10 protein-coding genes and 2 riboswitches are annotated in these 12,262 nt (G+C 62.9%); of the genes, 4 read left to right on the forward strand and 6 right to left on the reverse strand.

Annotated features, from left to right (window positions below; all coding sequences use genetic code 11):
- Positions 1–119 precede the first annotated feature (119 nt).
- Positions 120–392 (reverse strand): DUF2312 domain-containing protein, encoded by a 273-nt coding sequence (locus tag JQ567_RS08230; RefSeq protein ID WP_079600063.1) that lies wholly within the window; start codon positions 390–392, stop codon positions 120–122.
- Positions 393–635: 243 nt separating this feature from the next.
- Positions 636–938 carry a DUF1244 domain-containing protein gene (locus tag JQ567_RS08235; RefSeq protein WP_212438361.1) on the reverse strand — a complete coding sequence of 101 codons (303 nt, stop codon included), beginning with the start codon at positions 936–938 and terminating at the stop codon, positions 636–638.
- A 197-nt stretch (positions 939–1,135) separates the two neighbouring features.
- On the opposite strand from JQ567_RS08235, the gene JQ567_RS08240 reads away from it, so the two are divergent.
- Together JQ567_RS08240 and pyk are read left to right on the forward strand one after the other, a co-directional pair.
- The gene (locus JQ567_RS08240) at positions 1,136–1,732 is read left to right on the forward strand and encodes a DUF1036 domain-containing protein (protein WP_212438362.1); all 597 of its coding nucleotides are present in this window, start codon (positions 1,136–1,138) and stop codon (positions 1,730–1,732) included.
- On the forward strand, positions 1,729–3,165 hold the full coding sequence (pyk, locus tag JQ567_RS08245) for a pyruvate kinase (RefSeq protein WP_212438363.1): 1,437 nt from the start codon (positions 1,729–1,731) through the stop codon (positions 3,163–3,165). The genes JQ567_RS08240 and pyk overlap by 4 nt, the downstream gene beginning before the upstream one ends.
- Positions 3,166–3,296: 131 nt before the next feature.
- On the opposite strand, the gene JQ567_RS08250 is transcribed toward pyk, so the two are convergent.
- Complete coding sequence (locus tag JQ567_RS08250) at positions 3,297–3,722, reverse strand: OsmC family protein (protein WP_212438364.1); 426 nt, start codon at positions 3,720–3,722, stop codon at positions 3,297–3,299.
- 125 nt (positions 3,723–3,847) lie between these two features.
- Complete coding sequence (locus tag JQ567_RS08255) at positions 3,848–4,522, reverse strand: TetR/AcrR family transcriptional regulator (protein WP_192736811.1); 675 nt, start codon at positions 4,520–4,522, stop codon at positions 3,848–3,850.
- Between the two features lie 265 nt (positions 4,523–4,787).
- On the opposite strand from JQ567_RS08255, the gene JQ567_RS08260 reads away from it, so the two are divergent.
- Together JQ567_RS08260 and JQ567_RS08265 are read left to right on the forward strand one after the other, a co-directional pair.
- On the forward strand, positions 4,788–5,765 hold the full coding sequence (locus tag JQ567_RS08260; protein ID WP_212438365.1) for a phosphatase PAP2 family protein: 978 nt from the start codon (positions 4,788–4,790) through the stop codon (positions 5,763–5,765).
- Positions 5,766–5,968: 203 nt separating this feature from the next.
- Positions 5,969–7,486: a hypothetical protein gene (locus tag JQ567_RS08265; RefSeq protein WP_212438366.1), complete on the forward strand. Its 1,518-nt coding sequence runs from the start codon at positions 5,969–5,971 to the stop codon at positions 7,484–7,486.
- A gap of 10 nt (positions 7,487–7,496) precedes the next feature.
- Here JQ567_RS08265 and JQ567_RS08270 read toward each other — a convergent pair whose 3' ends face one another.
- Together JQ567_RS08270 and JQ567_RS08275 are read right to left on the reverse strand one after the other, a co-directional pair.
- A complete protein-coding gene (locus tag JQ567_RS08270; RefSeq protein ID WP_212438367.1) occupies positions 7,497–8,627 on the reverse strand; it encodes a ribonucleotide-diphosphate reductase subunit beta in 1,131 nt (376 codons plus the stop codon).
- Between the two features lie 29 nt (positions 8,628–8,656).
- Positions 8,657–11,572, reverse strand: a complete 2,916-nt coding sequence (locus JQ567_RS08275; protein ID WP_212438368.1) for a ribonucleoside-diphosphate reductase subunit alpha — start codon at positions 11,570–11,572, stop codon at positions 8,657–8,659.
- 115 nt (positions 11,573–11,687) lie between these two features.
- Positions 11,688–11,908: riboswitch (cobalamin riboswitch) on the reverse strand.
- A 132-nt stretch (positions 11,909–12,040) separates the two neighbouring features.
- Positions 12,041–12,242: riboswitch (cobalamin riboswitch) on the forward strand.
- Positions 12,243–12,262: the final 20 nt, after the last annotated feature.

A 12,262-nucleotide genomic window follows, 5' to 3' on the forward strand; every position in this document is an offset into this window, starting at 1 on the left:
AAATGCCTACTAGAGCGTTTTCCAGCGAAGTGGACGCCGGTTCGCGTCAAGAAAACGCGTCAAACCAAAAATCTAGAGCCCCGTTCCGATTCCATCGGAACGGGGCTCCAGCTGGCGCCTCACAGCATCCCGAGCGCCTGCATGTAGGTTTCCAGAATCGTCTCCTGCTCGGCGCGCTCATTGGCGTCCTGCTTGCGCAGGCGCACGATGGTGCGCAGCGCCTTGACGTCGTAGCCATTGCCCTTGGCTTCAGCATAGACGTCGCGGATATCGTCGGAGATCGTCTTCTTTTCCTCTTCCAGCCGTTCGATGCGCTCGACGATGGCCTTGAGCTGGTCTTTTGCGAATTTCGTCGCGGGTTCTTCCTGGACGGCGGCGGCAGAGGTGGCCATCGGGTACTCCTGAGTGGAACTGAATGGTAGGGCTGAAAGATCAAGCGCCGCACGCTTCACCGCGCGGCGCTTTCTGAGATTGACCCTCAAGAGTGCGGCGCCTTGCGTCAAGGCACCATCGCGCTCATCCACAGCGAGCCCACAGGAAGGTAGGAAGTGGTGCGCCGCTATTCCGCCGAAGCGGAGTGGATTCTTTCCCTCTCCCCTTGTGGGAGAGGGAAAGGCAGCGCGGCGGATAAAGCTCTAATGCCCGCTATGGGTCTTCTTCATCGCTTCCAGCTGCTCGGGACTGGCGGCGCCCTGAAACTTCGACTTCCAGGTCTCATATGGCATGCCGTAGACCGCCTCGCGGCTCTCATCCTTGCTGATCGCCACGCCCTTGCCGTCGGCCGCTTCCTTCATCCAGTTCGACAGGCAGTTGCGGCAGAAGCCGGCCAGGTTCATCAGGTCGATGTTCTGGACGTCGGTCCGGGTGCGCAGGTGCTCGACCAGGCGCCGGAAAACGGCGGCTTCCAGTTCTGTTCTGGTTTTGTCGTCAATTGTCATGGCTTGGTCCCGCAGGGTTGTTCCTGAGCATATTGATATCAGGTGGGAATTGTCACAGATTTTGCCATATCGGCGCGCAAACCAGCGCGGATCGGGTTGAATCCGGACGTCCCGCATCGTGGGAAACGCGCTTGCCGGGCGTTGACAGCTCCCGCCGGGCACGCGAAATCGTCAATGATTTGATATAGCTTCGCCATATGATCGGAACAGATTCTCTGCCTTCACGCCCCTTCCCCGCTCGCCTGACCGCCGGCCTCCTGCCGGCGCTGGCGTTGGCGGTGACGGGCCTGTGGAACAGTTCGGCGGCCGCTGACTTTCGCCTCTGCAACAACACCTCGAGCCGGGTCGGCATCGCGCTCGGCTACAAGGACGCCGAGGGCTGGACCACCGAGGGCTGGTGGAACGTCTCCTCGCGCAGTTGCGAGACGCTGCTGCGCGGAACGCTTGTCGCACGGTTCTATTATATCTACGCGCTCGACTATGACCGCGGCGGCGAATGGTCGGGGCAGGCCTTCATGTGTTCGCGTGACAAGGAATTCACCATCAAGGGTACCGAGAATTGCCTGGCGCGCGGTTTTGACCGCACCGGGTTCTTCGAGGTCGACACCGGCGAACAGAGAGCATGGACCGTGCAATTGACCGAAGCCAATGAACAACCCGCGCAGCAGCGCGTGCCGGGGATTCCGGGAACAGTCGGTCCCGGCGGTGTGCCGGGCCTGTCGCCGGGCGGACCGCCCCAAGGCGGATCCGGAGGCGGATCCGGGCAGCCGCCCGCTTCGGCGCCCAAGCAATGAGGCGTCTCCGTCGGATCAAGATCCTCGCCACCCTCGGCCCGGCATCGTCGGACAGCGCGATGATTCGCAAGCTGTTCGAGGCCGGCGCCGATGTGTTCCGCATCAATATGAGCCACACCTCGCACGACAAGATGCGCGAACTGGTCGCGACCATTCGCAATGTCGAGTCTAGCTACGGCCGGCCGATCGGCATTCTGGTCGATCTGCAAGGACCGAAGCTGCGTCTTGGCTCGTTCAATGAAGGCGCCACCCAGCTCAAGAACGGCCAGAGCTTTGTTCTGGATTCCGACAAGGCACCTGGCGACAACGGCCGCGTCCAGCTTCCGCATCCGGAAATCCTGGCGGCGCTGCGGCCGGGTCACGCATTGCTGCTCGACGACGGCAAGGTGCGGCTGATCGCCGAGGAAACCTCGCCCGATCGCGCGGTGACGCGGGTGGTGATCGGCGGCAAGATGTCGGACCGCAAGGGCGTCAGCCTGCCCGACACCGACCTGCCGGTCTCGGCGATGACGCCGAAGGATCGCGCCGATCTCGAAGCGGCGGTGACGACCGGGATCGACTGGGTCGCGCTTTCCTTTGTGCAGCGCGCCGAGGACGTCAATGAGGCCAAGCGGCTGATCCGCGGCCGTGCCGCCGTGATGGCCAAGATCGAAAAGCCGCAGGCGATCGACCGGCTCGGCGAGATCCTCGAGGTCTCCGACGCGCTGATGGTGGCGCGCGGCGATCTTGGCGTCGAACTGCCGCTAGAGCGGGTGCCCAGTCTTCAAAAGCAAATGACGCGCATGGCGCGCCGCGCCGGCAAGCCGGTGGTGATCGCAACGCAAATGCTGGAATCGATGATCCAGGCGCCGGTGCCGACGCGCGCCGAAGTCTCCGACGTCGCGACCGCGGTCTATGAGGGCGCCGACGCCATCATGCTGTCGGCGGAATCCGCTGCCGGCAAATTCCCGGTCGAGGCGGTCTCGACCATGAACCGCATCGGCGAGGAAGTGGAGCGCGATCCGACCTATCGCTCGGTGCTGACGGCGCAGCGGCCCGAGCCGGAGCAGACCGTCGGCGACGCCATCGCGGATGCCGCGCGGCAGATCGCCGAGACGCTGGAATTGTCCGCGATCATCTGCTGGACCAGTTCGGGCTCGACCGCGATCCGCGTGGCGCGTGAACGGCCGAAGCCGCCGGTGGTGGCGATCACGCCGAACCTGGTGACGGGGCGCAAATTGTCCGTCGTGTGGGGCGTACATTGCGTGGTCGCGGAAGACGCCCACGACCAGGACGACATGGTCGATCGCGCCGGCTCGATTGCGTTCCGCGACGGCTTCGCCAAGGCGGGCCAGCGCGTGATCATCGTCGCCGGGGTGCCGCTCGGCATCGCCGGCACCACCAACATGGTGCGCATCGCCTATGTCGGACCGGAAGGCAAAGCGGATAAGTGACGGCGTGCCGTCATTCCGGAGAAAGTAGGGTGGGCAAAGGCGCTCTTGCGCCGTGCCCACCATCTATCCCCGCGCAATTAGCCTGAATGGTGGGCACGCTTCGCTTTGCCCACCCTACCGCTACGGCACAACTAAGCCAGCGTCGCATCCAGCGTGATCTTGGTGTTCAGCAGTTTCGACACCGGGCAGCCGGCCTTCGCCTTGCCCGCCAGTTCCTGGAATTTCGCGTTGTCCGCGCCGGGAATTTTCGCCGCTAGCGTTAGATGAACGGACGTGATGGCAAAGCCGTCGCCTTGTTTCTCAAGCGTCACGTCGGCCTTGGTTTCCATCTGCTCGGCGGTGAGCTTGGCTTCACCGAGGATCAGCGACAGCGCCATGGTGAAGCAGGCGGCGTGCGCGGCGCCGATCAATTCTTCTGGGTTCGAGCCCGGCTTGCCCTCGAAGCGGCTGGCGAAACCGTAGGGATATTCGTTCAGCGCGCCGCTCTTGGTCGAGATCGCGCCCTTGCCGTCCTTGATGCCGCCCTGCCACTTGGCTGAGCCTGATGTCGTCGTCATGGAATGCTCCTTCACCGGTGAATGACCGATCACGCGCAATCTGGCTGATGGTTGCGTCAGAGCGATGTCAATTGCCGGTGATCTCCGCGCAAACGCATTCCGCGTTTGTCGCGAGCGATCATGCCCTACGCACCCACCAGCGCCTTGGCCGGCAGTACCGCCTGCACCACGAGGCCGCGGGCGCGGGCGTCCATGACGCCGACCGCGCGCAACGCCAATAGCGTCACGGTCTGCACGGCGTCGCGCAGTTTTGCGGAATCGTCCATATTGTCAGGGGCCAGCGGGCCGACCAGTGCCTCGTGCAATGCGCCGAGCAGCGCGGTGGCGGCGAGCGCGGTATCCTGCGCCGGCAGATGTCCGGCGCGCACGGCCGCCTCGATCCTTGCGGCGATCTCGCCGGAGATTTCGCGGCGGCTGGCGAGCCGCGAAGCTGACACATCGACATCGACCGGCTCCGCGAGAATCCCCCAGGCGAGCTTGCGCTGCGACAGCACATGGACGGCAACTGTCGTGACCGCCGCGGCCAGTGCCGAGGAAGGTCCGGGCGCCGCCTCCGCCGCGCGGCGGATCGCGGCCAGTTCGTCGCGCGAAACTTCGGCGATCAATTCGGAAATCAGTTCCGCCTTGGACGGGAAATAGCGGTAGACGGTTCCGGCCGCGACATTGGCGCGGACCGCCACGGGGGCGATCTGCACGGCCGCCATGCCGCCGTCCGCCGCAGCGTCCCGCGCCGCCGCCAGAATGGCGCTGCGCCGCGCCGCCAGCCGTTTCACCACTTGCTGGGTTCGCCGATAGACCATGGCGCGCTTCCCCATCCCCGGCGCGTCCGCACCCGGGAGGGGGTTGCAAGATCGCGCTGCGTCTTCAATGTTTTGAACGATTGTCCCCAATCGCTTTGAAGAACTGAACAACTATTCAGGCCGGAAGACAAGAAGCAAATGTGACGGTCTGGGGCACAAATGGCCGCTGAACGCAGCGTCCAATTGGTGGGCCGATAACCATAGCCGTTTCCCGAATATTAAGCCTTCCCGCGCCACTGTGCCCTACAACCTCGCAGGGTGCGGCATGGTCAATTCGAACGCTTTCACGGCCTGGCGGCTGTTTCAGCTGAACTGGATTCCGATTGCCGCCATGGGCGCCGTGGTGCTGCTCGGGGGCGCGCTCTGCGGTTTCACAATGAAACCGCTCGCACTGGCCGTTACCCTGGGAATCGTCGCAGCATTGGCGCTGATCGCCTACCTCTATGCCTTCGCCAAGGGCGATCAGGCGGATCCCAAGCTGATCTTTCCGCTGGGGGCGATTTCCCAGCTGCTGTTGATCGCGACGATCATGGGGCCGCTGACCTACGTCGCTGCTGTGACCAATTGGCCGCTGCAGGACCGCGCCTTGCTCGCGATCGATCGCGCCATGGGCATGGATCCGGAAATGATCGCGCGATACGTCAACGACCGTGACTGGCTGGGCGCTTTGCTGGTGCGCAGCTACACGCTGATCAAGATCATCCTGCTCGCGATCCCGCTGGTCCTCGCCCTGACATCGCGTTTTGTGCGGCTGCAGGTGTTCGTGCTTGCGTTCAGCCTGACGCTGATCATGACGCTCTTGATTTCGACGTTTACGCCGGCGATCGGAACCTATTACGGCCTCAACATCGACCCTGCGCAATTCTCGTCCCTGGATGCCTCGATGTATCAGGCGCAGCTGCGCGACATGCTGGCGCTGCGCGATGGCTCGCTGCGGCATCTCGAATTGCTCAAGATCACCGGCATCGTATCCTTCCCGAGCTTCCACGCGGCTTCCGCCGTGCTCTACATCTGGGCGCTTTGGCCGGTGCGCTATGTCGGAGGGGCTGCGGTCGTCCTCAATATCCTGATGATGGCTTCGACGCCCGTGATCGGCGCCCACTACATGATCGACGTGTTCGGCGGTGTCGCGCTGGCCGTGATCGGCATCTGCCTTGCCAAATATCTCGTGAACATCGTGGCGCCCTCGTCGGCGAAGGCACAGGCTGCGCCGCAGGTAGCCCTGGTGCCGGCATTGGATTAACCCGCCATCGTCGTGCTTTGCGATGGTAAATTCTGACTAAAACGCTTATCCGCCCGGTTAACGGCTTCTTCGCCAAACATCGTCATTGTCAGCCGCGTGAGCCCGCAATTCACCGAAATGTATCGCGGCCGTGGTCAGGTAGCGGAAATTCCTGAGGCACGCCGTGCCTGTCACACCAACGCAAGAAGCCGGCCCAAAATCCGATGTCCATTTCCTTCGCCAATCCGATTGTTAATGGCGCCAGTGTCCGCAGCCTCGGGCGCGTGTTGATTCCGCTGTTGACCGGGCTCGTCGCCTATCTGATCTTCCTGTCGCTCGGGGAAATCCTGCTGCGGGATTCCGACACGCTCTGGCAGATCAGGATCGGGCAGTGGATCGTCGAGCATGGCGCCGTGCCCTACACCGACGTTCATACCTTCACCCGGTTTGGCGAACCCTGGATGTCGAGCTCCTGGCTGTCCCAGGTGCTCTATGCCGTTTCCTATGAATCGTTGGGCTGGGCCGGCCCGGTCATCCTGACCTCGCTCGCGATCGGGGCGACGGTTGCGATCTTCATGTACCTGTTTGCCGACTATCTCGACCCCACCCGCGCGATCCTGCTGGTCACGCTTGCGGTGCTGGAGTCGGCGACCCACTTCCTGGCACGCCCCCACATGCTGGCGTTCCCATTCATGGTCGCGTTCCTCGGCGGGCTGCTGGCGGCCGCGGATCGCCGGAGCGCGCCGTCATGGTGGCTGCTGCCGGTGCTTGCGCTTTGGGCCAATCTGCACGGCGGTTTTGTTCTCGGACTGGCACTGATAGGACCGATTGGCCTGGAAGCGCTTTGGACCTGCGAGCGCCAGGACCGCGTCAAACTGGCGATGCGATGGGCGCTGTTCGGCATTGCTGCAGTCGTTGCCTGCTGCTGCACGCCCTATGGCTGGAACACGCTGCTCGGCGCGGCGAAGATTCTCAGCCTCGGCAAGCTGCTGTCCATGATCTGGGAATGGATGCCGGCCAATTTCTCCACCTGGAGCTTTTTCGAATTCACGCTGCTCGGCCTGATCGGTCTCGGCTTCTATCGAGGCCTCTCATTGTCGGTGCCGCGAATCATCCTGCTGCTCGGCCTGCTCTGGATGGCGCTGTCGCATTCCCGGAACATCGAAATCTTCGCCTTCATCGCGCCACTGGTCGTGGCCAAGCCGTTTGCCGAGCAGTTGGGAACGCTGCGCACGGCGATGGTGCCGGTTCGGGAAGGGCAGTCGCGGGCGCCTGTCGTGATGCTTGCCGCGCTCGCGGTGGCGGTGGCCGGATGGGCATCGACGCAAGTGTTCATCGCGCACCACCCGTTCTCGTTCCTGCCGTCCCAGACGCCGGTCGCAGCGGTGGACGTCCTGCAGAAGCGGCAGGTTCAGCGCATCTTCAGCACGTCGCCGTTTGGCGGCTATCTGCTGTCTCGCGACATCAAGGCCTTCATCGACGGCCGCGCCGAACTCTACGGCGAACAGTTCGTCCTTGACTATTTCGACGCGGTCACCGCCAAGGACGTCTACATACTGCTCGCCACGCTCGACAAGTATCAGATCGACGCCACCTTGCTGGGGCCGGATTTGCCGGCCACCAAGGTGCTGGATCATATCGCGGGGTGGAAGCGGGTGTATGCGGACGACGTCGCCGTGATCCACGTCCGCGACGATCAGCGCAAGGCCGCTCCATCTTCCGCGCCGGGCTCGTCGAACTGACGCCCGGCTCTCATTCCCAGGTCAGAGCGCCACCGTTCTGATATTCGATGACGCGGGTCTCGAAGAAGTTCTTCTCCTTCTTCAGGTCCATCGCTTCCGACATCCACGGGAATGGATTTTCGGTTTCATCGAACACCCGCGCCAGCCCAAGCTGCGCGCAGCGGCGGTTGGCGATGAAGTGCATGTAGGTCTCGCACAAAGCCGCGTTCAGCCCGAGAAAGCCGCGCGGCATGGTGTCCCGGCCATAGGCGGCTTCGAGCTCCGCCGCAGTGCGCACCATGTCACGAACCTCGTCCTGGAACGCCGTGGTCCACAGATGCGGATTCTCGATCTTGATCTGGTTGATGACGTCGATGCCGAAATTCAGATGGATGGATTCGTCGCGCAGGATGTACTGGTACTGCTCGGCAATCCCGACCATCTTGTTGCGGCGGCCGAGCGATAGGATCTGCGCAAAGCCCGTGTAGAACCACATGCCCTCGAAGATCACATAGAAGGCCACGAGATCGCGCAGGAACGCCTGGTCGGCTTCCGGCGTGCCGGTCTTGAAGTCGGGATCGTCGAGATGCTGGGTGTGCTTCAGCGCCCAGGCGGCCTTGTCGGTGATCGACGGCACCTCGCGGTACATGTTGAACAGCTCGCCTTCGTCCAGGCCCAGGCTCTCCACGATGTACTGGAAGGTGTGGGTATGCACCGCTTCCTCGAAGGATTGCCGCAGCAGATATTGCCGGCATTCCGGATTGGTCAGATGGCGGTAGATCGCCAGCACGATGTTGTTGGCGACCAGACTCTCGGACGCCGCGAAGAAGCCGAGATTGCGCTTGATGGCGCGGCGCTCGTCCTCGGTGAGGCCGTCGCGCGACTTCCATAGCGCGATGTCGGCCTGCATCGAGACTTCGGTCGGCATCCAGTGATTGTTGCAGCCGGCGAGATATTTCTCCCACGCCCATTTGTATTTCAGCGGCAGCAATTGATTGACGTCGGCACGGCAATTGATCATCCGCTTGTCGTCGACCGACACACGGCCACCGCGGCGGTCGATGGTTCCGAGCCCGGTTTGATCGGCCTCGGCAGGAGGTGATGCCGCAAAGGGCGGCGGCGCGTGACGAACGGGCGCGGAAGGTTCGGACCAGTCGAGCATTGGGTTTATTTCCTTATGTTTCTTGCTGCTTACTGGCAGGCTTCGCATTCGGGATTATCGATGGAGCACGCCACCGCACCGGTTAAGTCCGGCGCGGTGGCGGCCTGCGGGACGATGATTGGGGCTGGAGCCATCATCGTCACGGAGGCGACACTGTTGAGCTTGCCGTCGGTGCCCTTGAGCGTGGACTTCTCGACATGCGTCGCGCTGCGCGAGCGTAAGTAATAGGTGGTCTTCAAGCCGCGGGTCCACGCCAGGCGATAGAGCGCGTCGAGCTTCTTGCCGGACGGGTTGGCGATATAGAGGTTGAGCGACTGCGACTGGTCGATCCATTTCTGGCGCCGCGCCGCCGCCTCGATCAGCCAGGCGCTGTCGATCTCGAACGAGGTGGCATAGAGCGCCTTGAGATCATCAGGGATGCGGTCGATCGAGCCGACGCTGCCGTCGAAATATTTGAGGTCGTTGACCATCACCTCGTCCCACAACCCGCGCGCCTTGAGGTCGCGCACCAGAAACTCGTTCACGACGGTGAAGTCGCCGGACATGTTGGATTTGACATAGAGGTTCTGGTAGGCGGGCTCGATCGACTGCGCGACGCCGCAGATGTTGGAAATCGTCGCCGTCGGCGCGATCGCCATCACGTTGGAATTGCGCATGCCGGTCGATCTGACCCGTTCGCGCAAGCTGCCCCAATCGAGCGTCATGGAGCGGTCCATCGCGACGCCGCCGCGCGCTTCCGCCAATAGCTCGATCGAATCGATCGGCAGGATGCCCTGGCTCCACAGCGATCCGTCGAACGAGGGATAGCGACCGCGCTCAGCGGCGAGATCGACCGAAGCCGAGATCGCGTAATAGGAAATCGCCTCCATGCTGGTGTCGGCGAACGTCACGGCCGCATCGGACGCCACCGCGATGCGCATTGCCTGCAGCGCGTCCTGGAATCCCATCAACCCGAGACCGACCGGACGGTGCCTCAGGTTGGAACGTCGCGCTTCCGGAATCGTGTAGAAATTGATGTCGATGACGTTGTCGAGCATCCGCATAGCGATCGTCACGCTCTTCTTCAGCCGCGCCTCGTTCAGGCGACCGCCCTGGATGTGATTGAGCAGGTTGATCGAGCCGAGATTGCAAACCGCGGTCTCGTCGTCGGAGGTGTTGAGCGTGATTTCCGTGCAGAGATTGGAGGAATGGATGACGCCGGCATGGCGCTGCGGCGAACGGAGATTGCAGGGATCCTTGAACGTGATCCAGGGATGCCCGGTCTCGAACAGCATGGTCAGCATCTTGCGCCAGAGGTCAGTGGCGCGGACCTGCTTGAAGACGCGGATTTCACCGCGCGCCGCCTTGGCTTCATAGGCGGCATAGCGTTCGGCGAATTTTGTGCCGTAGAGGTCGTGCAGGTCGGGCGTCTCGTCAGGCGAGAACAAGGTCCATTCGCCGTCGGTTTCGACGCGCTGCATGAACAGGTCAGGCACCCAGTTCGCGGTGTTCATGTCGTGGGTACGGCGGCGGTCGTCGCCGGTGTTCTTGCGCAGATCGAGGAATTCCTCGATGTCGATATGCCAGGTCTCGAGATAAGCGCAGACCGCGCCCTTGCGCTTGCCGCCCTGGTTGACCGCAATGGCCGTGTCGTTGGCGACTTTCAGGAACGGCACCACGCCCTGGCTTTCGCCATTGGTGCCCTTGATGTGGGCCCCAAGGCCGCGCACGCGGGTCCAGTCATTGCCGAGCCCGCCGGAATATTTCGCCAGCAGCGCGTTGTCCTTGACCGATTTGAAGATGCCGTCGAGATCATCCGCGATCGTGGTGAGGAAGCACGACGACAATTGCGGCCGCAGCGTTCCGGAATTGAACAGCGTCGGCGTCGATGCCATGAAATCGAACGACGACAGTAAATCATAGAATTCGATCGCGCGGGCCTCGCGATCGATCTCGCGGGTCGCAAGTCCCATCGCGACGCGCATGAAGAATGCCTGCGGCAGCTCGATGCGGTTGCCGCCTTCATGCAGGAAATAGCGGTCGTACAGCGTCTGCAGGCCGAGGAACTGAAACGCCAGATCGCGTTCCGGCTTCAGCGCCGCGGCGATTTTCTTCAGGTCGAAACGCGCCAGATCCGGATCCAGCAGTTCGGCCTTGATGCCGGTCTTGATATAGGCCGGGAAATATTCGCCGTAGCGGCCGGCCATATCGGCCTGCGAGGCGTTGGTCGGCACCCCCTGCACGTAGGACAGCACTTCGGTGCGCAGCTTGTCGAGCAGCAGCCGCGCGCTCACGTAAGCGTAATTGGGCTCCTGCTCCACCAGCGTCCGCGCAGCCATCACGGAAGCGAGCGCCAGTTCGCCCTGGCTGATGCCGTCGTAGATATTGCGCTGGGTTTCCGCGATGACAGGCGCGGCGTCGACGCCGTCAACACCGGCGCAGGCCTCGCCCACGATCAGCGCGAGCCGCGCGGTATCGAGCGGCACTTTGGTGCCGTTCGCCAGCGTCACATGTAGCACAGGTCCTGCCGCAGGGTGGGCCGATTTGGCGGCCTCCTGCTCGGCGCGCTGCCTGGTGCGCTCGTCGCGGTACAGCACATAGGCGCGCGCCACCTTGTGGTGCTCGCTGCGCATCAGCGCCAGTTCGACCTGGTCCTGCACGTCTTCGATGTGAAAGGTGCGGCCTTCGCTCATCCGGCGTGACAGCGCGCCGACGACCTCAGCGGTCAACTGCTCCACCACCTCGTGCACCCGGCGCGAGGCCGCCGCGGTGTGGCCCTCGACGGCGAGGAACGCCTTGGTCATCGCGACCGAGATCTTGCTGGCATCGAATTTCGAAACCGTGCCGTTGCGGCGAATCACCTGCATCGGAAGTTCGGCGTCCGGCGCGGCGAGCGTTTCGGGACGCAACTGGAACAAGGGAGCGGTTTTGGTTTCGAGAGAAATGAGACCGGAAGATTCGGACATCGGCAGACCCCGTGGTGTTGTTGAGGCCGGATGTCTTTGGGGACGCTGCATCGAATGCGCGACGGCAAACGCCGGCATGGATCTGCAAGCGACCGCCGGGACACCCCGCCCGTGGACGTTTTTTCGGTGTCGCGGCAGGTCTCCTGGCTCGCAGGTCGTCGTTGTTCCCTTGTCTTCCCAATGCGAAGCCGCATCAGTGACGTGAAAAAGCGGGAGCAACTCACTGCTTACAGTTGCGGGGGCAGCGCCGGAATCTCGCGAACTACCGCGATTCACCGGCTTCCCTCTTAGCCACCAAATCTTGCGACGGGGTGGACCGTGACGTCTACATGTCGTGTTATTCGGCGGCCGGTGTCAATGGGCACGGATGGCGATAGCCAGAAAATTTGGCAAGTTCCTCCGCAGCTGTGAACAACGATGGCGGCTGTGCACCCGCACCGGTCGAGTTGACGGGCGCGCCGAGTTGCAAGTAAGTGGACGTGTCGTGGTTCTTCGGGATGGTTTTCCCGAAGCTAAGAGGGAAGCCGGTGTGAAGCCGGAGCTGCCCCCGCAACTGTAAGCGGCGAGCCGCTGTCCAACAAAGTCACTGAGACCCGCAAAGGTTTTGGGAAGACCGGACAGCAGCATTGACCCGCGAGCCAGGAGACCTGCCTCGACAACATAAACGTCCTCGGGCGGGGTGTCCCGGTG

The sequence above is a fragment of the Bradyrhizobium sp. AUGA SZCCT0431 genome (genome assembly GCF_018131065.1).
Classification (GTDB): Bacteria; Pseudomonadota; Alphaproteobacteria; order Rhizobiales; family Xanthobacteraceae; genus Bradyrhizobium.

What these genes read in the sequence shown, in the direction of transcription:
- JQ567_RS08230 (WP_079600063.1), bottom strand. Translation starts at nt 392, where the DNA reads ATGGCCACCTCTGCCGCCGCCGTCCAGGAAGAACCCGCGACGAAATTC.
- JQ567_RS08235 (WP_212438361.1), bottom strand. Translation starts at nt 938, where the DNA reads ATGACAATTGACGACAAAACCAGAACAGAACTGGAAGCCGCCGTTTTC.
- JQ567_RS08240 (WP_212438362.1), top strand. Translation starts at nt 1,136, where the DNA reads ATGATCGGAACAGATTCTCTGCCTTCACGCCCCTTCCCCGCTCGCCTG.
- pyk (WP_212438363.1), top strand. Translation starts at nt 1,729, where the DNA reads ATGAGGCGTCTCCGTCGGATCAAGATCCTCGCCACCCTCGGCCCGGCA.
- JQ567_RS08250 (WP_212438364.1), bottom strand. Translation starts at nt 3,722, where the DNA reads ATGACGACGACATCAGGCTCAGCCAAGTGGCAGGGCGGCATCAAGGAC.
- JQ567_RS08255 (WP_192736811.1), bottom strand. Translation starts at nt 4,522, where the DNA reads ATGGTCTATCGGCGAACCCAGCAAGTGGTGAAACGGCTGGCGGCGCGG.
- JQ567_RS08260 (WP_212438365.1), top strand. Translation starts at nt 4,788, where the DNA reads ATGGTCAATTCGAACGCTTTCACGGCCTGGCGGCTGTTTCAGCTGAAC.
- JQ567_RS08265 (WP_212438366.1), top strand. Translation starts at nt 5,969, where the DNA reads ATGTCCATTTCCTTCGCCAATCCGATTGTTAATGGCGCCAGTGTCCGC.
- JQ567_RS08270 (WP_212438367.1), bottom strand. Translation starts at nt 8,627, where the DNA reads ATGCTCGACTGGTCCGAACCTTCCGCGCCCGTTCGTCACGCGCCGCCG.
- JQ567_RS08275 (WP_212438368.1), bottom strand. Translation starts at nt 11,572, where the DNA reads ATGTCCGAATCTTCCGGTCTCATTTCTCTCGAAACCAAAACCGCTCCC.